At 69.9% G+C, this 21,177-nt stretch carries 15 protein-coding genes; 8 read left to right on the forward strand and 7 right to left on the reverse strand.

What is annotated here, in order from left to right; all coding sequences use genetic code 11:
- Positions 1–23: 23 nt before the first annotated feature.
- Entirely contained in the window at positions 24–6,503 is a 6,480-nt protein-coding gene (locus QSK35_RS07450; RefSeq protein WP_285743555.1) for a DNRLRE domain-containing protein, read from the reverse strand.
- 75 nt (positions 6,504–6,578) lie between these two features.
- A complete protein-coding gene (locus QSK35_RS07455; protein ID WP_285743557.1) occupies positions 6,579–8,840 on the reverse strand; it encodes an ATP-binding protein in 2,262 nt (753 codons plus the stop codon).
- 161 nt (positions 8,841–9,001) lie between these two features.
- Between QSK35_RS07455 and QSK35_RS07460 the strand changes: the two genes are divergently transcribed.
- The 4 genes from QSK35_RS07460 to QSK35_RS07475 are packed head-to-tail and all read left to right on the forward strand — an operon-like array spanning position 9,002 to position 13,507.
- Positions 9,002–10,144 carry a branched-chain amino acid ABC transporter substrate-binding protein gene (locus tag QSK35_RS07460; RefSeq protein WP_285743559.1) on the forward strand — a complete coding sequence of 381 codons (1,143 nt, stop codon included), beginning with the start codon at positions 9,002–9,004 and terminating at the stop codon, positions 10,142–10,144.
- Positions 10,141–11,040, forward strand: a complete 900-nt coding sequence (locus QSK35_RS07465) for a branched-chain amino acid ABC transporter permease (RefSeq protein ID WP_285743561.1) — start codon at positions 10,141–10,143, stop codon at positions 11,038–11,040. Before QSK35_RS07460 ends, QSK35_RS07465 begins: the two co-directional genes overlap by 4 nt.
- A gap of 2 nt (positions 11,041–11,042) precedes the next feature.
- A complete protein-coding gene (locus tag QSK35_RS07470; protein ID WP_285743618.1) occupies positions 11,043–12,764 on the forward strand; it encodes a branched-chain amino acid ABC transporter ATP-binding protein/permease in 1,722 nt (573 codons plus the stop codon).
- Positions 12,761–13,507: an ABC transporter ATP-binding protein gene (locus QSK35_RS07475; protein ID WP_285743562.1), complete on the forward strand. Its 747-nt coding sequence runs from the start codon at positions 12,761–12,763 to the stop codon at positions 13,505–13,507. Before QSK35_RS07470 ends, QSK35_RS07475 begins: the two co-directional genes overlap by 4 nt.
- On the opposite strand, the gene QSK35_RS07480 is transcribed toward QSK35_RS07475, so the two are convergent.
- The 3 genes from QSK35_RS07480 to QSK35_RS07490 all read right to left on the reverse strand — a co-directional run bounded on the left by QSK35_RS07480 (position 13,459) and on the right by QSK35_RS07490 (position 14,645).
- Positions 13,459–13,905, reverse strand: a complete 447-nt coding sequence (locus QSK35_RS07480; RefSeq protein ID WP_285743563.1) for a sigma-70 family RNA polymerase sigma factor — start codon at positions 13,903–13,905, stop codon at positions 13,459–13,461. The genes QSK35_RS07475 and QSK35_RS07480 overlap by 49 nt on opposite strands.
- A gap of 128 nt (positions 13,906–14,033) precedes the next feature.
- The gene (locus QSK35_RS07485) at positions 14,034–14,390 is read right to left on the reverse strand and encodes a cupin domain-containing protein (protein ID WP_285743565.1); all 357 of its coding nucleotides are present in this window, start codon (positions 14,388–14,390) and stop codon (positions 14,034–14,036) included.
- Positions 14,391–14,396: 6 nt separating this feature from the next.
- Positions 14,397–14,645, reverse strand: a complete 249-nt coding sequence (locus QSK35_RS07490) for a DUF4242 domain-containing protein (protein ID WP_285743567.1) — start codon at positions 14,643–14,645, stop codon at positions 14,397–14,399.
- Between the two features lie 91 nt (positions 14,646–14,736).
- On the opposite strand from QSK35_RS07490, the gene QSK35_RS07495 reads away from it, so the two are divergent.
- A complete protein-coding gene (locus QSK35_RS07495) occupies positions 14,737–16,446 on the forward strand; it encodes an AfsR/SARP family transcriptional regulator (RefSeq protein ID WP_285743569.1) in 1,710 nt (569 codons plus the stop codon).
- A 45-nt stretch (positions 16,447–16,491) separates the two neighbouring features.
- On the opposite strand, the gene QSK35_RS07500 is transcribed toward QSK35_RS07495, so the two are convergent.
- Entirely contained in the window at positions 16,492–17,793 is a 1,302-nt protein-coding gene (locus tag QSK35_RS07500; protein WP_285743571.1) for a methylaspartate mutase, read from the reverse strand.
- The gene (locus tag QSK35_RS07505) at positions 17,793–18,266 is read right to left on the reverse strand and encodes a cobalamin B12-binding domain-containing protein (protein WP_285743573.1); all 474 of its coding nucleotides are present in this window, start codon (positions 18,264–18,266) and stop codon (positions 17,793–17,795) included. The genes QSK35_RS07500 and QSK35_RS07505 overlap by 1 nt, the downstream gene beginning before the upstream one ends.
- 487 nt (positions 18,267–18,753) lie before the next feature.
- Between QSK35_RS07505 and QSK35_RS07510 the strand changes: the two genes are divergently transcribed.
- The 3 genes from QSK35_RS07510 to QSK35_RS07520 all read left to right on the forward strand — a co-directional run bounded on the left by QSK35_RS07510 (position 18,754) and on the right by QSK35_RS07520 (position 21,128).
- Complete coding sequence (locus QSK35_RS07510; RefSeq protein WP_285743576.1) at positions 18,754–19,725, forward strand: helix-turn-helix transcriptional regulator; 972 nt, start codon at positions 18,754–18,756, stop codon at positions 19,723–19,725.
- Between the two features lie 515 nt (positions 19,726–20,240).
- Positions 20,241–20,414 carry a hypothetical protein gene (locus QSK35_RS07515; RefSeq protein ID WP_285743578.1) on the forward strand — a complete coding sequence of 58 codons (174 nt, stop codon included), beginning with the start codon at positions 20,241–20,243 and terminating at the stop codon, positions 20,412–20,414.
- A 168-nt stretch (positions 20,415–20,582) separates the two neighbouring features.
- Positions 20,583–21,128, forward strand: coding sequence for a helix-turn-helix transcriptional regulator (locus tag QSK35_RS07520; protein ID WP_285743580.1), 546 nt, complete (start codon positions 20,583–20,585; stop codon positions 21,126–21,128).
- Positions 21,129–21,177: the final 49 nt, after the last annotated feature.

Raw genomic sequence — 21,177 nt, forward strand, 5'->3', positions numbered from 1 at the left:
CCGGGCCTGTCCCCGTCAGCGGGTCACCTGCACCGGATCCACCACCACCGGCAGTAGCCGCGGACGTCGTTCTGGATGCCCCGCCCGACGCGTTTGGCTCCGCCCTTGATCTTCTTCCATCCCCAGTGGATGCCGTCCCAGGCTTTGCCCGCCGCCCAGTCCGAGCCGAGGCCACCCGCGGCGCGGCACACCCACTTCATCTTCCGGCCGCCGCACTTCTTCTTGATCCAGCCGGACGCGGCCTTCCACTTGTTCTTCACCCAGCGCCACGTGTGCTTCCAGGCGCTCCTGGCCCACTTCTTGACGTACTTCCAGCCCTTCTTCTTGAACCAGTTGACGACGGGCTTGCAAAGGATCCTGCAGAGCGGGCCGATGATGCCCCTTGGCCTGCTGTACCGCTCCTCCGCCACCCGGTTGCCGTCGAGGTCGAACTTGTTGATCGGGTCGGCGGGATAGGTGTAGGCGTTGGCGTTGCCGCCCACCTCCGGGTCGACCGAGGTGAACAGACCGGTCGCCGGGTTGTAGAGCCGCACTCCCATGAGCAGGAGCCCGGAGTCGGACACCGCCCGCTGCTCCTCGCCGAGCCAGCCGTACTCGACGTCGCCGGTCGAGGCGGTGTTCGTGTCGGCCGGGACACCGTACTCGTCGTACTGGTTCCAGCCCGCGATCGAGGTGGCGGCCGCGTCCGCCGGCAGCTCGACCGTGGTGACGACGTCGCCGTGCGGGTTGGCGAGCGAGAGCTCGGCCTTCCCCGCATCGGTGACCGTCAGCGCCAGGTCGTCGCCGATCAGCTCGGCGAACCGGGTGGTGCCGTCCTCAGTGGACACCCAGGACGGGCTGTCCGAGGAGTCCGAGTAGTGCCGCCTGGTCGCTTTCGTCGTGCCGCCGTCGGTGACGGTCTCGACGGCGCGCCGGTCGGCCGCGTCGAGCGTGAAGTCCGTCGTGACGGTGCCCTGGCGGATCGACTTGGGCAGGTCGTTGTCGTGGTAGGTCAACGCGATGTCGCCCAGAGCGGGCTTCGGTGCGTCGGACGCGGGCAGCGTCGTCGTGCGGCCCAGCGCGTCGTAGGTGTACGCGCCCTGGCCACCCGCTCCGGTGATCGGCCGGTCGGCCGAGTCGAAGGCCCTGGTGACAGTGGTGCCTCCCGCGGTCGAGCACGTGCCGTCCGCCGCGGCGGGGGCGGTGCTCTTGTTGAGGCGGTTGCCGTTGCGGTCGTAGTCGTAAGACCGGGTGACGCAGGCCGGGTCGGTGGTGCGGTCCCGGACCTGGGTCAGCCTGCCCGCGGCGTCGTAGCCGTACGCGCGGTCGTACGGCAGGGCGTCGGCGAAGGCGCCGCCGTCCGGGGTCCACTCGCGGGCCACGCGCCCGGTCACGTCGTTGTCGAGCGACCAGGACAACCAGCCGCCGTCGGGATCGACCTCGGTGCTGCCGTCCTCCTTCACGGTCGTGACCTGGCCGGTGTAGCGGCGGCCGGTCTCCTCACCGGCGTTGTCCACCTCCGTGTGCTGGGTGACGCCGCCGGGCAGCTTCTGCAGGACCAGCGAGCCGTCGGCGTCGTAGGCACCGGTGGACGACCAGGTGGAGCCCGCCGTGGTGACCTCGACCTTGGTGGCGAGGCCACGGCGTTCGGTCTTGCCGGCCGCGTCGGTGCCGTCGTAGGTGAACCTGGTGGATCCGTTGGCGTCGGTAACGGTCGCGACCGAGCCGGCCGCGTCGTAGACCGTCGTCGTCGGAGCCTCGTTCGACGGCTGGTAGCTGGTCTGCCTGCCCCAGCCGTCGTAGCCCGTGGTCACCGTGCCCGCGACCGACCCGTCGGCGTTGCGCGCGGTCACCTTGGTGGCCGCGCCGGTGGCGGGGTCGTACTCGTGCTCCTTCCTGGAGATCGGCGCCGAGCCGCTGAGCCCGGTCACCTTCGTCTCGGTCCACGCCATCTTGCCGTCCGGCCGGTAGCTCGTCGTCTCCGTGCGGGTCACCTGACCGGAGGTCTCGACGGAGGACGTCGGTGAAAGCAGGTAGTCGAAGCCCGTCGCCGTGGTCGTCGGCAACGACGGCCCGGACGTCGGTGGCGCGGCGGGGTAGCTCTTGCAGACCAGCCCGGCCCACTGCGGCTTGCCACCGCACTCGGCGTGCGATCCGTTGGCGGCCGCGGTGAAGTACACGGTCCTGGTGGTGCCCGCGTCAGCGCCGTTGGAGCCCGGCTGACGCTTCTCGACTTCCCGCCCCTCCGCGTCGTGCCGGGTGACCGCGACGATGTCCACAGTGGACGTTGCTCCGTCGAGATCCACGTCGGTGGTCACGGTCGTGGCGTCGCCCAGCGCCCAGCCGTCCGGATCGCCGGCGACGACCGGCGCGTACCCGGTCAGCGTCCGGGACACCGCCTCGACGTCCACGCTTTCACCGGGATCGTGCGCCCACACCGTTTCCGCCGTGCGCAGCCGGTACGGCAGGCCCGTCGCGGCGTTGATTCCGCCGTTCGGGGCGTTCTGGTCGTACTCGGTCCTGGTGTGGGTGCGCAGCCACCGGAGCGTTCCGTCGCGCAGCGCGGCCTCGCGGGCGGGACCGTAGACGTCCGTGACCATCGTGCCCGCCGGGGTCACCACGGTGTCCCCGTTCTTGATCTCGGTGTTGTACACCGTCACGGTGGCCAGCTGGTCCGCGGTCGCTCCCGCGGGCAACTGGTCGTCCGCGATCAGCCGCAGCGCGCGTTCGTCGAGCTGCCGCACGACGTTGCCCTGCGCGTTGTAGTCCGTGGCGGTGAGCTGCCACGCCCCGGCGCCGTACTTCGCGGTGTTGACCGTGTAGCCCTCGGCGTCGGTGTACTGCAGGTCCGCGTACTGCCAGTCGCTCGAACCCGCCGGCCGGTCGGAGCCGAAGACCGCGAAGCCCTTCACCGGCGCCACGGCCTGGTTCCACTTCTCGACGGCCGCCGCGGACAGGTCGGGCAGACCGGCGCCGGAGGTCGGGACGTCGTACCCGAACGACGCCAGCGTCGCCGTGCCGCCGGTGGGATCACCGGCGGGCCGATCGCGTTTGACGTCGGTCAGCTTGAAGTCCGGCGCGGCGCTGTACGAGAGCTGGAACGCCGTCTGGCCCGCGGGTTTGACCGACGTGAGCCGGTTGCCCGAGTCGTAGCCGTACGCGGTGCCCAGGTTGTTGCGCGGATCGGTGACCGAGGCGAGCCTGCCCGCACTGTCGTACGCGTAGGCCGCGACCTTGATCGAGTCCATGCCGGCGCCGCCCGTGCGGTCCGGGTTGAAGATGTCGAGCCACGCGGCGACGAGGCGCCCGTTCGCCGAACCCGTTGTGCCGTAGTCGAACCGCAGCGATCGGCAGCCGATCGCGTTGGTGTAGCCGCCCTGGGCGTCGGTGCAGACGACACCGGGCGCCGTGGGTGCGGTGATCCGGGTGACCCGGCCGGTCACGGGGTCGTAGGAGTAGGAGGTCTTGCCCGCGACACCGGGTTCGGTGACGCCCGCCGGGCGGAACCGGCCCGCGGCACCGGTCGTCGGCGCGGACGAGGCGGCGAAGGTGGTGATGGTGCCGTCGTCGTCGGTGTAGGCGATGGTGGTCGCCGCACCGGTACCCGCGACGGTCAGCTTGCCCGCGTCGAGCGAGGTCTCCTCGTCGGCGGCGACCCAGGTGCCCGCCTCCAGGTTCGCGGAAGTGCGCCGGGTACCGGAGGGTGACTCGTAGACCAGTGCGGTGCCATCGCCGTCGATCAGCACGACGGTGCCGTCGACCCTGGTGTTGTCCACGACCTGCATGCCCGCGGCACCCGCGTCGGCACCGTCGAACTGCGCGGTCCAGCCGGGACCGAACACGCCGGTCACCGCGTCGGTGGCGCCCGCGAACGTGGAGTGCGACCGCGACACCGTCAGGTTCCCGGTGTAGCCGGGCACCGTGATGTCGGTGGTCTCCGTGTTGAACTCACCGGTCCACAGCGCCACCTCGCCCGGTCCGGCCTCCGCGGTGGGGAAGCCGTTGCCGAACGCATGCGGCACGCGCAGAACCGTGGTACGGGACTGGGACCAGGTGCACTGGGTCGAGCCGGAGTACGCCAGGCACACCTGCACGTCCATCAGCACGGGCACGCGGTCGCCCAGCGGTGTCGGCTGCACGCCCGCGGTGGCGGGATCGGCGTCGAGCTGCGCGTCCTGGGTCTCCGCCGTGGTGTTCCAGGTGCCGGACACGGTCACGCCCGCGGCCCCGTTGTCCGTCACCGTCAGCGGCGCGTTCACCGCGGTGTTCCAGCCGGTGGTCTCACTGGTGCCGCCGTAGCCGGAAGTGCGCCAGCGCACGGTGGCCGTGACCGCGCCGGACGTGCCCTTGGGCGGCCCGGAGGCGCTGATGCGGACACCACCGGTCGTGGTCGTGCGTGGACTCACCGCCGGGCTCGCGAGCGTCGCGGATCCATAGCCGAACGAGTAGTTCGTGATCGAGGAGAGCTTGCCCGCCGGGCTTTCGGCGCGCACGGACACCGAGTGCTGGCCCGCGGTCCTGGGAATGGTGACGGTCGTCCTGCCGTCACCGCCCATGCTGGTCGGGGTGATCTTGAGCTGGCCGGGCGCGCCGCCGGCGAAGTTCGTCGGGTAGGGCTTGCCGTCCACGTTGACCCGCACGTAGCCCGGCGCGCTGTACCCGGTGCCCGTCGCGGTGAGGACGCACGTCACGACCATGGTGGGCAGGGAGTCGCTCCACGAACCGTTGGCATAGGGACACGCCACGGTCGGGGGTGGTGGCGTCCCGGCGGCGACCCGGAAGAGCGCCCAGGCGGACCAGCCCGATCGCAGGCTTCCGTCGAACGTCCGTGCTCGCACGACAATCGCCGTGTTGTCCGGCAGGTCGGCGTTGGGCTGGCAGCCCGCCTGGGTGCCCGACGGGTAGGACGAGCTCGTGCAGGTCCCCTTCAGCGTGGTGGAAGACGTGGTCGTCGAGGTGTGGAACTCGAACTCGTAGCGCACGTTGTTGCCGTCCGCGTCGGTGCCCTTCGTCGACACCCAGTTGCGCCGGTTCGCCGTGTAGAGGTAGGTCGCGGCATTCGGAGCGGCGTACGCGACGGCGTTGACGATCGTCGGCTGCGCCGGGACCGATGGCGGGCGGTTGTACGTGAAGGAGATGAACGGGGGCGCCGAGCCCTCGCTGGAGTGGAATCGCTTCCACGAGTTGGAGTCCGCCTCGTTCGCCGCCATCAGCACCATGCCGCCGACGGTGTAGGACGCGTTCGACCACGCCTGCACCAGGCTGGTGATCGGCACGGACGTCCGTCCGGCCGGGCAGTTGCCGTCGTGTCCCTTGGCGACCGACGCCGAGCCGTACTGGCTGCCGATCGGGGGCTGCGCCGTCCAGCGCGTCGCGGTCGACGCGGTCTGCGCGCTGCGGACCACGAACGTCGAAGCCGTGCAGGAGTAGGACCACGTCTCGTAGAGGGACAGGCTCGCCGAGACGATCTGCTTGCCCTTGAACGGCGCGACCGGGACGTTGAGGAAGGAACGCGCCTTCACGCCGCCGCCGTTGTAGGTGCCGAGCTTCAGCTCCTGCGACGCGGACTGGTCGGACGTGTAGTCCGACTGCACCCAGGTGTCGAAGTTCGGCTTGGCGGTCGTCGCCGCGTACGTCGGGTCGACGGTGACGGGGAAACTGCGGTTCGCGTCCATGAACCACGCGGGATCGGGGGTGATCACGAGGTTGTCGCCCTCGACGCGGAGGTCCACCTTCGCGCGGTTGACCGGCTCACCGCTGTGCTCGTCCACCTTCGCGTCCCACATGTACGCGACCGGGATCGACGAGTGCGGCTTGCCTTCGGAGTCCACGAACAGGATCGAGCCGTCCTCCTGCGGTTTCGGCTTCAACCCCTTGGTGCGCAAAGGAACCCGCCACACGGGGGCCTTCGCGGGCCGTTGCTTCACCACGAAGTCGTACTCGAATCCGGAACGACGCGAGTGCACGACGAAGTCGACGCCCGGCTCGACGTCTGCGTACCGCGCCTTCGTGTTCTCCAGCACCGGCTTGGGCAGCGGCCACGGCGCGTCCCAGCGCACCTCCCGTTCGGCGTCCGGTGCCGCCCTGAGGAGCAGTCCGCCGGCTTTCGCGTTCTGCTTGCCGAGCTTGACCTGCAACGGATGCCCGCCGGTCGCCACGGTGCCGTCGCGCTCCGAGTGCCAGTTGAGGTCCACGTTCTGCCAACGGCCGTCGGACGCGCGGAACCGCACCGCGGCGCCGTGCTCGTCCGTCGTCATCGTCCCGTCGGGGTTCGACCACGTGGTCGACGTCTCGGTCCTCAGCTCCTCCACCTCGACCCGGGAGCCCTGCGCTCTCGCCGACACCGCGGCGGACACGACATCGGTTCTGGAGGCCACCCGAGGGGCCTCGGCCTTGGCGGGTGGTGCCGCGAGCGCCGGGTCCGGCAACACCACCTCCACCGCGGACGCGGTCAGCGCCACCACGGCGGTCAACAGGATTGTTCTGCGCAGCCCGGACAGTCGTGTGGTCAGTCGTGTGGTCACAGGGCCCCCAGTCGGAGATCGGGACAGCTCGCGCCACTCTGGCGGCGCCCGGTCCGATCAGCCCAGCGACAACCTCTACAAATCACCTACACAGTTGTCGCTCAACCGCTCCGCGACCATCTTCTCCCCGGCCGGGTCGCCGTACCGGCGCATCAGCGCGAGCGCGTCGGTCAGCACCTGCCTGGCCGCGTCGGGCTCGCCCGCGGCCAGCAGCGTGTCCCCCAGCTCCACCAACGTGTTCGCCTCGCCTGGCGCGTCGGTGATCCGCCGCCACTGCTCGGCACTGCGGCGCAGGCTCGCGATCGCCTCCGGGAACCGTCCCTCCGCGCGTTGCGCCATGCCCAGCACGACGAGTGCGTAGGCCAGGCCGTGGGCGTCGTCCAGTGGCTCGAGCACGGCGATGGCCTCGGCGAGGTAGCGGTTCTGGGCGTCGCGATCACCGGCCAGCCCGCAAAGCTCGGCCAGGTTGACCATCGTCAGGCCGCACATGTGGTCACTCACCCGCGCTTGCACCGCAAGGGCCTGCTCGCCGAACGCGATGGCTTCGGCGACGGCTCCGCTGAGCCGGAAGACGTAGCACGCGTTGGTCAGCGCCCTGGCGGTGATGCGGTCGTCGCCGTGCGCCTCGAACAGCGCGACGCTGTCGCGGACGTGTTGCCGCGCAAGGCGAAAGTCACGCAGACCGTGGTGCGCGATCTCGGCTTCCGCCACGGCGAGGTCGAGCAACAGGTTCGCCTGGACCAGCCGGTCCCCCGGTTCGCGCAACGCCGCCTCGCACACCTGCCGCCAGTCGTGCCACAGCCCTCGGGTGCGGTAGAACTCGAAGAGTCCCAAGGCGAGGCTCGCGATCCGTGCTCGATCCACCTCGGGATCCGCCACCGCCTGCGTGACCGCCGCGACCAGATGGGCGCGTTCGGAGTCCAGCCACCCGAACGCGTCCGCGACCTCCGGTGCGCCCGCGATGCGCGGCGCCATGGCCAGTCGCGACGAGTCCGGACTGGCCAGGGCGAGCCCATGCCAGGCGACCGCGCCGTACCGCTCCAGGAGACGGGTCAACGCGGCCGGCCGCTCCGTGCTCGCCAGCCCGGCCCCGTACACGCGCAGCAGGTCGTGCAACCGGTAACGACCAGGCGAGGTCGCCTCCAGCAGGCTGGCGCCGGTCAGTCGTTCGAGCAGCCGTTCGGTGGCCGTCTCATCGCGGTCGAGCAGCGCGGCCGCGACGCCGACGGACAGGTCCGGCAGATCGGGCCACGCCAGCAACGGGTACGCGGCGGCAGCGGCCCGGTCGGCCGGATCGTCACTGCCCGACAACGCGTCGATGGACAACGCGAAGCAGGCCCGCACACCGGCCTCGTCCTGGTCCAGTTCCGCCAGCCGGTCCCTCGCATCGGCCAGCCGTTGCGCCAGGTAGGACAGCGGCCAGGCGGGTCTCGCCGCCAGGCGTGCGCCCACGAGCCGGACGGCGAGCGGCAACCGGCCGCAGCGGCGCACCACCTCCGCGGCCGCCTCCGGTTCGGCGTCGACCCGTGCCGCACCGGCCGTCACGGCCAGCAGCGCCAGAGCGTCCGGCTCGGCCAGCACGTCCAGGTGTACCTGCCGAGCCTGCCGAACGGCCGGCAGTGCCCGCCGGCTGGTGATGATCGCGGCGGCACCCGCGGTTCCCGGCAGCAGCGGCGCCACCTGCTCGGCACCGGCGGCGTTGTCGAGGACCAGCAACATCCGGCGACCGGCGAGCTCGGTCCGCAACCTGGCCGCCGCCTCGTCGACCGTGCCCGGCACGTCCCCGCCGGCCAGGCCGAACGCGCGGAGGAACAACCCCAGCGCCTCCAGCGGCGGCACCGGCTCGCGCGCACCGTGCCCCTGCAGGTCGAGGTACAGCTGTCCGTCCGGGAAGTCAGCGGCGACCAGGTGGCCCACGTGGACGGCCAGCGCGGTCTTCCCCACCCCGCCCATGCCGCTGATCGCGATCACCGCGGCCCTGGCCGGGTCACGCAGCACCCCCGCCACGTACTCGGCCACATCGGACCTGCCCGTGAGGTGCGGGACGTCCGCGGGCAGCTGCCGCGGCGTGGCCGCCGCACCTCGCCGCGGCTCGCCCTTGCGCGACGCGGCGCGCACGAACCTCTCCCGCTCCGGCCCCGGCAACCCCAGCGCGCCGGCCAGCCGATCGAGGGTGACGGCCTGCGGATACCGTCGATCGCCGCGTTCCAGCGCACCGATCGCCTGCTCGCTGAGCTGAGCCTTCTCCGCCAGCGCCTGCTGGGTCAGCCCGAGCCTGGTCCGATGGTCTCGAAGGAGCTCACCGAACGTGTTGTCCCCCAGCCTCAACGCGCCCACGGCAACACCATAGAGACCGACGGCCCCGCAGGTTGGCGCTTGCCGCCGACCGGTGTGATCCAGCACTCTTCTGCGAACTGGTACAGCGCTGTACGAGCAACTGGGGAGATGCCCTCATGCGTCATGTTTCCCGCGCGTTAGCCGCGATCTGCGTCAGTCTGGTGATCACACCCCTCGCGTCGTGCGGATCCGGCAGCGGTGGTTCCGGCGAGTCGGGTGCCATCAAGATCGGCGTCCCGGTCCCGCTGACCGGCGACTCAGCCTCAGCAGGTCAGGACATCCTCGCCGCGGCGCGGGTGGCCGCCGACGAGGTCAACGCCGCCGGTGGCGTCAACGGCCGCAAGATCGAGATCATCGAGGCCGACGACGCGTGCAGCGCCCAGCAGGGCGCGCAGGCCGCCCAGAAGCTGCTCAACAGCGGCGCGGTCGCCATCGCGGGCGGCTACTGCTCCGGCGCCGCCGTACCGGCTCTTCCGATCTACGGTCGCCGTTCCGTGCCGTTCGTCCTGGACGCGTCCACGAACCCGGTGCTCACCGACACCGGCGACGGCAAGGTCTTCCGGACGTGCGGCCGTGACGACAAGCAGGGGCTGTTCGCGGCCAAGTTCATCACCGACCAGCTCAAGGCCAAGCGGGTCGCGATCCTGCATGACAACACCACCTACGCGAAGGGGCTCGCCGAAGCCGCCGCGAACTCCGTCAAGCAGGCCGGCGCCGCCGAGGTCGTCTACCTCGACGCGCTGCAGCCCGGCCAGTCCGACTACACCCCGGTGCTCACCAAGATCGCGTCCACGACTCCCGATGTCGCGTACTACACCGGTTACTTCGCAGAGGCGGGCCTGCTGCTGAAGCAGCGCGCGCAGCTGGGGCTGAAGTTCCCGCTCATGGGCGGTGACGCGACGACCGACGCCACGGTGATCAAGACAGCGGGCTCGGCCGCCGACGGCTACATCGCCACGACCGCGCCGCTCCCCAAGGACCTGCCGACCGCCAGTTCGTTCGTGACCAGCTACAAGTCGAAGACCGGCGCCGACCCCGGCCCGTTCTCGGTGTACGAGTACGACGCGATCAAGGTGCTGGCGAAGGCGATCGGCGACGCGAAGTCGACCGAAGGCGCGGAAGTGACGAAGGCGCTGCACGCGATCAAGGACTTCGCCGGCGTGACCGGCAGGATCGGCTTCGATCAGAAGGGCGACCGCGAAGGGTTGCTCTACATCACGGTCACGGTGAAGAACGGCGAGTTCACCGGTTACAAGAAACTCGACGACGCCGGCGCCGCGTGGGTCGACGTCAAGCCGGCATGAGCGATTTCTTCCAGTATCTCGCCAACGGGCTGACCATCGGCGCGTTCCTGTCGCTCATCGCGCTGGGCTACTCGATGGTCTACGGCGTCATCCGGCTGATCAACTTCGCGCACGGTGACGTCTTCATGATCGGCGCCTTCGCGGGGTTCACGGTCCTGACGGCGATCGGCGTCACCGGCGGCTTGGCGCTTCCCGCCGTGCTGGCGGCCGTCGTCGCCGGGAGCCTCGCCTCAGGCGCCGTCGGCGCGGGCATCGCGCGAGTGGTGTACACGCCGTTGCTGAAGGCCCGGCGGCTTTCGCTGTTCATCGCGGCGATCGGCGTGTCGCTCGCGCTCGAGGAAGGCGTCAAGCTGCTCACCAGCGCGCGGTTCAAGTCCTATCCCAGCGCCCTGGACGGCGGGCAGCTCATGGCGGGCTCGGTCCGGGTCGGCTACGCGCAGCTCGTGCTGGTCGTGTTCTCGGTGGTGCTGATGGCCGGGCTGTGGCTGTTCGTGACGCGCACGGTCACCGGAACGGCCATGCGCGCGCTGGCGATGGACCGGGACGCGGCGCGGTTGCAGGGCATCAACGTCGAGCGGCTGATCCTGACGACGTTCCTGATCGGCTCCGTGCTCGCGGGTGCCGCGGGAGTGATGTACGGCCTCTACTACACCCAGATCAGCTTCGGCATGGGCTTCCTGATCGGCCTGCGCGCGTTCACGGCCGCGGTGCTCGGCGGGATCGGCAACCTGCCGGGGACGATGGTCGCGGGTGTCCTCATCGGACTGATCCAGTCCTTCGCCGCGGGCTACATCTCCTCCCGGTGGACGGACGTGATCATCTTCGGGGTGCTGATCGCGGTTCTCGCGTTCCGGCCGTCCGGGCTCTTCGGCGAGCGCGTCGTGGAAAGGGCGTGAGCATGCTGCGCGACTACGGTGGCTGGCTGCTGATGATCGTGATCATCGCCGCGACGGGATTGTTCTTGGACGACTACGCACTGACGGTGGCGGCCAGCACGCTGATCTACGCGATCCTCGGTCTGGGCATCAACGTCGTCGTCGGCTACGCCGGGTTGCTCGACCTGGGTTTCGCCGCGTTCTTCGCGATCGGCGCCTACGTCTCCGGCCTGCTCGTCCTGAAGCTCGGCTGGGACTTCTGGCTCACGTTGCCCGCCGCCGTCGCGGCCGCGGCCGTCGCGGGAGTCGTGATCGGCTATCCGACACTCCGGCTGCGCAGCGACTACCTGGCCATCGTCACGCTCGGGTTCGGCGAGATCATCCGGATCACCGTGATCAACCTCGAGATGACCGGCGGTCCGAACGGGCTGACCGGGATCCCGCCGGTGCGCATCGGCGGCACCGAGATCGTCACCCCGCAGGACTTCTTCTACCTCGTGCTCGTCTTCTTCGTGGTGGTGCTGGCGGTCACCGGCCTGCTCGCGCGGACGCGGCTGGCGTTCGCCTGGCGCGCGATCAAGGACGACGACCGCGCGGCGGAGGCGATCGGTGTGCCGACCCGCCGGGCGAAGCTGCTCGCATACGTGATCGGCGCCGCGGTCGGAGCCGTCGCGGGTCCGCTGTCCGCCGCGCAGCTCGGCACCGTGGATCCGTCCAACTTCACCTTCCTGACGTCGCTCTTCGTCCTGCTCGTCGTGATCATCGGTGGAACGGGCAGTCGTCCGGGAGTGATGGTCGGCGCGGTCGTGGTCGTCGCGCTCCCCGAGGCGTTGCGGTCGGCCGGGGACTACCGAGGCCTTGCGTTCGCACTGTTGCTGATCATCATCGTGATAGCCCGGCCGCAGGGCCTGTGGCCGGCCCGCCGGCGGCCGCTGCGGGTGCCCGCGGAAAGCACACCGTCCGAGGATCGGGTACCCGAGGGTCGCCTGGTGGTCGACGAACTGTCGCGCAACTTCGGCGGCGTGACAGCGGTGGAGGACTTCCGCCTCACGCTGGACGCGGGCGAGGTGGTCAGCGTGATCGGCCCCAACGGAGCGGGAAAGACGACGGCCTTCAACTGCGTGACCGGCGTGATCGAGCCGTCGCGCGGGACCATCACGTTGAACGGCAACAGTTTGCGCGGCCTGGCGCCGCACCGCGTCGCCGCGGCCGGGCTGACCCGGACGTTCCAGAACATCCGGCTGTTCGACGACATGACCGTCGCCGAGAACGCCCTGATCGGCCGCTTCTCCCACAACCGCACCATGTTCCGCCCACCGAACCACACCGACCTCGACGCCGTCCGCCGAACCCTCGAGTTCGTCGGGCTCGCGGACGCCGGTGACCGCGGGGCGAGCGAACTGTCGTACGGCGATCGGCGGCGACTGGAGATCGCGCGGGCCCTGGCCGGTGAACCCAGGGTCATCCTGCTCGACGAGCCGGCCGCGGGCGCGAACCCGACCGAGAAGCACGAGCTGATGCGACTGATCGGTCGGATCCGGGCGCTCGGCGTGGCGGTCGCGTTGATCGAGCACGACGTGAGCCTGGTGATGTCCGTGTCCGACCGCGTGATCGTGCTCGAACACGGCGAGACGATCGCGTCCGGTGAGCCGGACGAGATCCGGCGGGATCCGCGCGTCATCGCGGCATACCTTGGCATGCCTGAGGATCCGGAGCCCGATCTGGTCGCGGAGGTGCTGCGATGAACCTGCTCGAGGTGTCGGGACTCACCAGCCGATATGGACAGATCGAAGCCCTCGCGGGGATCTCGTTCGACGTCGGTGCGGGCGAGATCGTGGCCATGCTGGGCAGCAACGGCGCGGGGAAGACGACCACCCTGCGAACCATCACCGGGCTGCATCGCGCCAAGGCCGGCCGGATCCTCTTCGCCGGCAAGGACCTCTCCCGGCTCGGCGCCCACCAGATCGTCGAGCTCGGCCTCGGGCACGTACCGGAGGGCCGACGGGTGTTCCCCGCCCTCACGGTCGCCGAGAACCTCCTGCTCGGTGGCTACCTGAAGCGCCGTGAACGCCACGTCGTCACCGAGCGACGCGCGGAGATCTACGAGATGTTCCCGCGGCTGGGAGAGCGGCGAAGCCAGCTCGCCGGGTTGCTGTCCGGTGGTGAGCAACAGATGCTCGCGATCGGCCGTGCGCTCATGCACCGCCCCCGGCTGCTCGCCCTCGACGAACCGACCATGGGCCTCGCCCCGCAGACGGCGCGGCAGGTGCTCGAGATCGTCCGCCGGATCCGCGACGAGGGCACGACGATCCTGATCATCGAGCAGAACGCGCACCAGGCGTTGCGCCTGGCCGATCGCGCCTACGTACTGGAGAGCGGCCGGATCGTCCTCAGTGGACCGGCCGCCGAGCTCGCCGTGGACCCGCGGGTCAAGGCCGCCTATCTGGGTGGCGACCCGGCGCCGGAACGCGGGACCGCAACGGGTTGAGCCACCGGCCGAGCCACTCCGGATACCCGCTCGAGTCCAGGCTCGCCGAGATCTCCAGCATCGCGGACACCTCCTCGGACGAGTGCCCGCGCGACCACGTGGCGAAACTCGTCGCCGAGCACCCACGGCTCGGGAAACTCCCGCCAGTGCCCCGGATACGCGTCGTCGGGCCCGCGGAACCGGTCCGGGTCGACGGTCGGTCCGCCATCCGGGTCGAGGCTGGTCCACGGCACGGTCCGCTTCTCCTTGACGCCCCGTTTCTTCGCCGTGCTGACCAGGATCCGGTACACCCGCGTACGCAACGACGAGTGCCCGTGGAAGCCGTCGGCGCCGCGGATGACGGCGAGCCAGGTGTCCTGGACGACTTCGCCACCGGACCGGAGTCCGGCGACGAGCACGTCGTCCGCGGGCAGCGTCCAGGGGAATCCACCGGTACTCGAGATTGCGTCCCTGAGCGTGCGGGCGGCGGTCCGGGGAAAACCGCATGATCACCACGGCGAAGCCCCCGCGAGAGCGGGGGCTTCGTTCATTGTTTGGCGTAGTCGGCGAGTCCGGTGAAATCGAGGACAACGCACGATTCGTCACCGACGATCCAGGCGTCGTGGCCCGGCTCGATCAGGACGGCGTCGCCGGGACCGGCCTCGGCTTCGGTGCCGTCGTCCATGCGGACGTGCATCCGTCCGGAGACCACGTAGCCGGTGTGCAACGCCTGGCAGGATTCGGTACCCGCGATCGGCGCGACGTCGCGTGACCAGCGCCAGCCGGGCTCGAACTCGGCCCGGCCCGCGGTGACGCCGCCGATCATGACGAGGTCGATGTGGCCGTGGGGGAACCGGCGGACTTCCTCCGGTGCGCTCAGGTTCTTGGCTTCGATGGCGGCCATGACGGGCTATCCTTGCGCGACCGGGTAGATCTCGTCGGCGACGAGGCCGTGCGCTTCGCGGTGCACCCGGTGCGCCGCCTCGGCGTCCGGGGCCTCCACCAGGCAGAACACCTTGCCGGCCTGGTCGTCGACCCAATAGTTGATGTACCGCACGCCGTACTGGTCCTGCGTGCGCAGGTCCGCCGCGTGGGCTTCCGCCACGTCCTTGGCGGTGGCACCTTCGGGCAGTTCGTTGTGGACGTCCATGAACAGCATCGCGGTCCTCCTTTCTCAGAAGCTGTGCATCGACGCTAGGCCCCGCGGCGTTCCCCGAGCGTTCCCGGCCGGCCCGGCGTACGGTTCCGCCATGCCGGCCACCTGTCAGGTGCGTGTGCTCGGCGGGTTCGGCGTCACAGTGGACGGCAAACCCGTCCCCAACCACGCCTGGCGCAGCCGGCGAGCCGCCGACGTGGTGAAGCTCCTGGCGATCGAGGCCGGGCACCGGCTGCACCGCGAGCAGGTGATGGACCTGCTCTGGCCGGACCTGCCCGCCGAGGCGGCGGGCGCGAACCTCCGCAAGGCCGTGCACTACGCCCGCCGGGCACTCGGCAGTCCCGAGGCGATCGATGTGGAGGGCCACGTGCTCGTGTTGTGGCCAAACGGTGTCGTCGACTGCGACCTCGAGAGGTTCGACCGTGCCGCGGACGCCGCGCTGGCGTCCGGCGACGCACGGGCATGTGCGGCCGCGGCCGCGCTGTACGGCGGCGACGTGCTGCCCGACGACCGGTACGAGTGGTGGGCGGAGGAACGGCGGGCCAAGGCGAGAACCCGCCACACCGCGCTGCTGCGGGCCGCCGGGGACTGGACCCGCCTGCTGGAGCTGGACGAGACCGACGAGGAGGCGCACCGCGCGCTGATGCGCCGCCACCTCGCGGCCGGGCGGCGCCGCGAGGCGTTGCGCCAGTTCGAACAGCTCCGCGAGGCGCTGCGGGAGCGCATCGGCGTCGGGCCGGACGCCGAGACGGTCGCGCTCTACGAAACGGCGCTGGCCGAGGGCGCCGAGCCGCCGTCGGCGGAGCAGACGGTGGCGGTGACACTCGCCAACGGACTGGTCGCCTGGGGACGGCGCAACGTCGAGGAGGCCGAGCGGCTGGCCAAGCAGGCCCGTGCGCTGGCGCTGGACGCGAACCTCGGGCACGAGCTGGGCGAGGCGTCCACGCTGCTCGCCCTCGTCGCCTACGCGCGCGGCACCTGGCACGAACAGTTCCGGCAGGAGTTCGCCGACTCCGTCCGGCGGTCGGCCGACCTGGAGGGCGCCGTGTTCGACGCGCACCTGTGCTTCCAGGAGTTCTACCTGTACGGACCGGAAGGCCACGAGGGCGCCGAGTCGTTCGGCCGCGACCTGCTCGGCATCGCGGCCGAGGCGGACTCGCCGGCCGGCCGCGCGCTGGCCCAACTGCTGCTCGGTGAGTTCGCGCTGCTGTCCGGGCAGCTCGACGAGGCGCTTGTCCACCTCGAGCGGTCGCTGGCGGACGCCGAGGAGGCCGGCTGCCTCTCGGCACAGAGCATCGCGCTCGAACGATCCGCGGAAGCACAGGTCCGGCGCGGCGACCGGGCCGCCGCCGTCGCACTGCTCGACCGGGCCATGCCGCTCGCGCGCTCGTCGGGCATCCGGTCCCACCTGATCATCCGAATCCACGGACTGCGCGTGCTCGCGGCCGGCGGCCTGGTCGAGGCACTCGGCGCGGTCCGCGATGGCGAGCGCCTGCTCGCGGAGGCGGCACACGTGTGCGATCCGTGCTCGATGGGTTTCCGGATCGAGGCGGCACGGGCCTGCGCGCGTGCGAACGACCTGGGCCGCGCTCGGCGGCACCTGGCCGAGGCGGAACGGATCAGCGGGCTGTGGCAGGGCGGCCCGTGGTCGGCCGCGCTGTGGGAGGTCCGGGCCGAACTGCGCCGGGCGGCCGGGCAGACCACCCAGGCCGCCGCGCTGTTCCTCGAAGCGGCCGAGCTGTACTCCGCTCTGCGCCGGCCACTCGACGAGGACCGCTGCCGGATCGCGGCGGGTGTCCGCTAGGAGCATTCCAGCGTCCGTAGTGCCGGCTTGGCGCACCACGACCGCTCAACGACACGAACCTGACTCGATCTTCCCGGGTTCGCCGATCCCAGCACGGACGCTCGCCGCCTCGTCATATCGACGCTGGATGAAACTGAGGGCGGTCAACAGGTCGGAGCTCGACACGGCCGCCGGCCCCGCGGTGCCGTCGGCCCGGATCGGCATGGCACCCACCGATGACCACCGCAGGCGGCCGGTGTTGTCGAGGTAGCTGCGCGAGCGGCCCGTGTTGTCCGCGTGCAGGCAGTACGGCACATCCAGGTATCCGGAGGCGAAAGCGCGCACGATGGCCTTGCCGACGTCGGAGTGCAGCTCGAGCACGGCGTCCACGAACGTTCGCGCCTCGGCCAGGACGCCGGTGTCCTCCGGAGGTTCGCCCACGGTGGTCTGGCGCGCTCGCACGGCGGCGAACTCCAGTGCCTCGACGTTCTCGGCGATCGTCGGAATCCGGTATGACTCGGCGACCGTCTTGACGATCAGCCGGGCGGCGCCGCCTCGCACGGCCAGGGAGGTCGCGTCCGCGAGCAGGCTGAGCGCGCCTCGCGGGCTGCGCGGGTACACGCCCATGTACGCGTACAGGACGACGTGCCAGTCGATGTCGGACAGTTTCTCCGCGGCCAGCGCGTGCAACGCGGCCAGTGCCTCCAGGTCCTGCCCGGCGTGGGTCTGCTGGGTGAGGCTCAGTGAGACGCTGCGGACCCCGTGCTGCCGGAAGAAGAGCCCTTCCAGCACGGTGATCGCCACGAGCAGGCTCGGGGGACAGAGCTGCCCCAGCATGCACCCGCCGAAGCTCTCCAGGTGCGGCTCGAAGCCGAACTCGCTCAGTTCGGCGAACCGCTCGCAGCAGGCCGCCCACTCCTGTACCGCACGGCTCAGCGGAACGCGGCTGTAGGGCAGGCAGTACGAGGCGGGGCCGCCCTCGGTGGCATCGAGGCCGAGTCCGACCATCGCGTCGAAGACCGCCGTGGGCAACGCACTGCCGTGGCGCACCTGGACCGGGAATCGAGGGTGGCCGACAGTGTCCAACATGGACAGCGTGACGAACGGGTCGATACTGGCGATCGGGTAACCGTTGAGCTCGACATCGTTGTCGATCGCCTCGAGCACCGCGGCGAAGTCGCCGACCCTGGTGTAGCTGTCCAGGGTGATGGTGCCGGCCGTGTGCGCGGCGGCGTGCTTGGTGGCGAGCAGGCCGTGTAGCATCCGCTGTGGATCGCCGAAGCCCATGCGGGGCTGCACCACGAGGCCACCGCTCGCCGCGACGGATCGAACGTGGCCCGCGAACGAGGGCCGAGCGGGGACAGCCATCAAACGCCCACTTCCAGTGACGGCACCGACGACTCGATGAACCCCAGGAAGTCGCCGACATCGGCGTTGTCCTGGAACACCGCGTCGAAGCCCGCGTCGACCAGCTCCGCGGCGCAGGAGTGGTCCGCCGCGCCCGCGACACCGAGCTTGCCGCCGATGACGACGGTCAGCCCGCGCAGCGCGGGGTCGGTGCGGATCCGGGTGATCAGCCGCTTGCCGTCGGCCGCGCCGTGGCCGTTCACGGTGCTGATGACCACTACGTCCGGCCGGTGCTCGGCGCACTCGGCGACCAGCAGGTCGTCCGGCACGCAGGCGCCGATGTTCACCACGTCGTGCCCGGTCTCCTCCAGCAGCAACTGGAGGAACACGAGATTCCACGTGTGCGAGTCGGACGAGACGCTGGACAGCAACACCTTCGGCCGGCGCGGTGCGAGCGGACTCGTGGAAACTTCAACAGCGGTGTATTCGGCCACGAGTGACGCCTCCAGTGTTTCCGGAACGATTTCTCGGTCCCATTGCGTCTGGCCAGTCTCGGGACGTCCGGTCACACCGATCAATCGCGATGCAGTTACTTGCACTGGCTAACGACTTAAACCGCACGTTGCTGCAACGCGGTTGCCCTCGCGGGGCCGCGTGCCGTCTCCTGATCCGGTACGAGAACGAATGCCTCGGGCAGGCGACCCCAGGGTCGCCGCCGCCCGCATCGAGCGGGGCTCCGGCTAAACCCACCCCCATCTGCCGGAGTCCCGCGCCGCGGTGTTATCTCGCTGTGACGTCGCAACGACGCAGAGTGTCGCCGTTACTTACTATTCAGGTTTCAATGGTGACGAACGGTGTTCGCGCCCCTTCAGGTCGGTGTAGCGTCGGCTCATACGCTATAGCGGACGCTGGGGGTAGCGGGTGGACAGCGACGGGCGGCGGTTCGACGACATCGCTCATGTGGGACAGGACTCTGTCGACGTGTACAGATTCCTGACAGAGGGACCGGCCGACGCGGCACAATGCTGTGCCGCCACCGGAATTCCGGCCGAACAGGTGGCCTCGGCGCTGGCCGAGCTCGCCGAGTACAAGCTGATCCGGCCGACGCTCGAGGACCGGGCGCAGTGGGAAGCCGTCTCGCCGGACACGGCCATCGCCGAGACCCTCGCTCCCATGCAGACGCAGGTGCACAACCTGACGCGCTGGGGCGACCAGGTGCGCCGGACGCTCGGCAGCTTCGACTCGATCTATCACGACGCGTACCGCAAGCGGCACATGCAGTCGAGCACCGAGGTGATCTGCGGCGGCGACCAGGTCCGCCAGCGTCTCGCCGACCTCGCGAACCAGGCACAGAACCAGGTGCTCGCGGTGCACCCGACCATGGCGCCGATCGAGGTGCTCCGCGCCGGGTCCGACCTCGACCGCTCACTACTGGAACGGGGCATCAACTACCGGGTGGTGTGGCCGCATTCGGCCAGGCGCCAGACGGAGGCCGTCCAGTACATGCGGATGCTGCAGGACCTCGGTGGCGAGGTCCGGACCGCGGCGATGCCACCGTCCCGGATGATCCTGCTGGACGGTGAGGTGGCGCTGGTGCCGCTTCCCGCCCAGCAGGGCCCCGGCGCGGGCATCCTGCGCGACCCGGTGGTCCTGGACTTCCTCAAGCAGATCTTCGAGCACGTGTGGCAACAGGCTCAGCCGGTCAGCTCGATCGAGTACGACGACGCCGTGTTCGAGCAGATCGAGCTCGCCATCCTGTCCGAGCTGGCCCTCGGCAAGACCGACGAGGCCATCGCCCGGCGGCTCGCGATCTCGACCCGCACGTTGCGGCGCTACCTGAACACCCTGTTCGAACGGCTCGACATCGAGACCCGATTCCAGCTGGGTCTCGCCGCGGCCCGCTCGAACCTGGTCAAGCTGCCGGGTAGCTCTGGCGACCCGGAAGCGGACTGACCCGCTCGCGTCACCAGTTCGGATCGACCCAATACGGCAGCGGAGGTTCCGTAGCGGGATCCGCGGCGCCGTGCTCGGTTCCAAGTTCTTCTTCGGGGCATTCCTGCTGCGGTGGACACTGTCGCTTCTCGCCCTGATCGCGCCGGGGCTCCATGTTTCATCCTTTCGCGACTCCCCCACCTGATCCCCATTGTCGCTCGCGCAACCGGCCGGCTTCGCCGGCGGGGGTTGTCACATCGCGGACAGTCCGCAACCGGACGGCCCCGCTGGGATCGACCTGCCGCGCTCCAGCACGGCAGGATGACCATCAGCTAGTAACTCCCCCGGTCACGGGGCGTTGGCCTTGGTGAGAAATCAACCAATAATCAGCGGCTTTGGCCAGTTCTTGACACCCCCCGTCCGGGTTCGGACACCTCGAACCCCTGGCCCGGACCCCACCGATGAGATTGATTGGTGGCACAGCGCAATCCCGATCGAAAACGGGAAGCGAAGATTCTTCATCCAGGGGTGAAACCATGCTGAAGCTTGTTTCTCACACTCGTCTTGCCGCCTTGTTCGCGTCGACCGCGATCTCCTGCTTTCTGTTCTGCGGCACCGCAGACGCGCAAGAGAACGCTCCCACGACCGCAGGCGAACCGGCCCTCTGCGCGGACGGCCTGTTCTGGCCGAACGGCTGCCCCACACCGTGACCCGGCTAAACCGATGGCACGAACAATGACATCGACATCAACCACGAAAACCCCCTCATCACAATCCGCTGCTGAGCGAGGGATGTCATGAGTGAACTAGCAACAAGACCGTTGACCGACTCATCCTTCCCTTCCATCGAAAACCTGCTGATGGGAGTCAGGCGGGAAGTGTCGCTACTGGTGTCCACCTACTCACCCGACTCATTCGAGTTCTCCAGCCAGGTCGTCGATCTCGTACTGCGCCGGACCGGCTCGTTGCGCTTGGTTTGGTCGGCCGATTTCGTCCACGAACCCGCGGTGATCACTTTCGCCCGATGGCTCGGCGCCCGAGGCGTCGTACCCAGGGCCGTGCATCACGTGCCGGTACGCGCTCTGATCATGGATCGCACCGTGGGCGTGCTGTTCGACGGCGAGCAGAGCGAGCTGGTGCGCACATCGGCACTGCAATCGCTTTGCCAGTTCGTCGACCGGATGTGGGAACGAGGCAGGCCGGTTCCCAGCGCGACGGCCGCCGAGGCGGCGACCAGTCCGCCAGCGCGCAGTGAGCTGATCCTCCGGCTGCTCGCCGAAGGTCTCACCGACGAGGCGGTGGCACGGCGCATCGGGGTGAGCGTCCGTACCGTCCGCAACGACGTCGCGTCGTCCATGAGCTGCTTGGACGCTCGAAGCAGGTTCCAGGCGGGGGTTCGCGCCGCACAGCTCGGCCTGATCTGAGCCGAACCGCGGTATTTCTCTTTTCACACGAATTTCACCATCGGACGCC

This window comes from Lentzea sp. NBRC 105346, assembly GCF_030269605.1.
Taxonomy (GTDB): domain Bacteria; phylum Actinomycetota; class Actinomycetes; order Mycobacteriales; family Pseudonocardiaceae; genus Lentzea.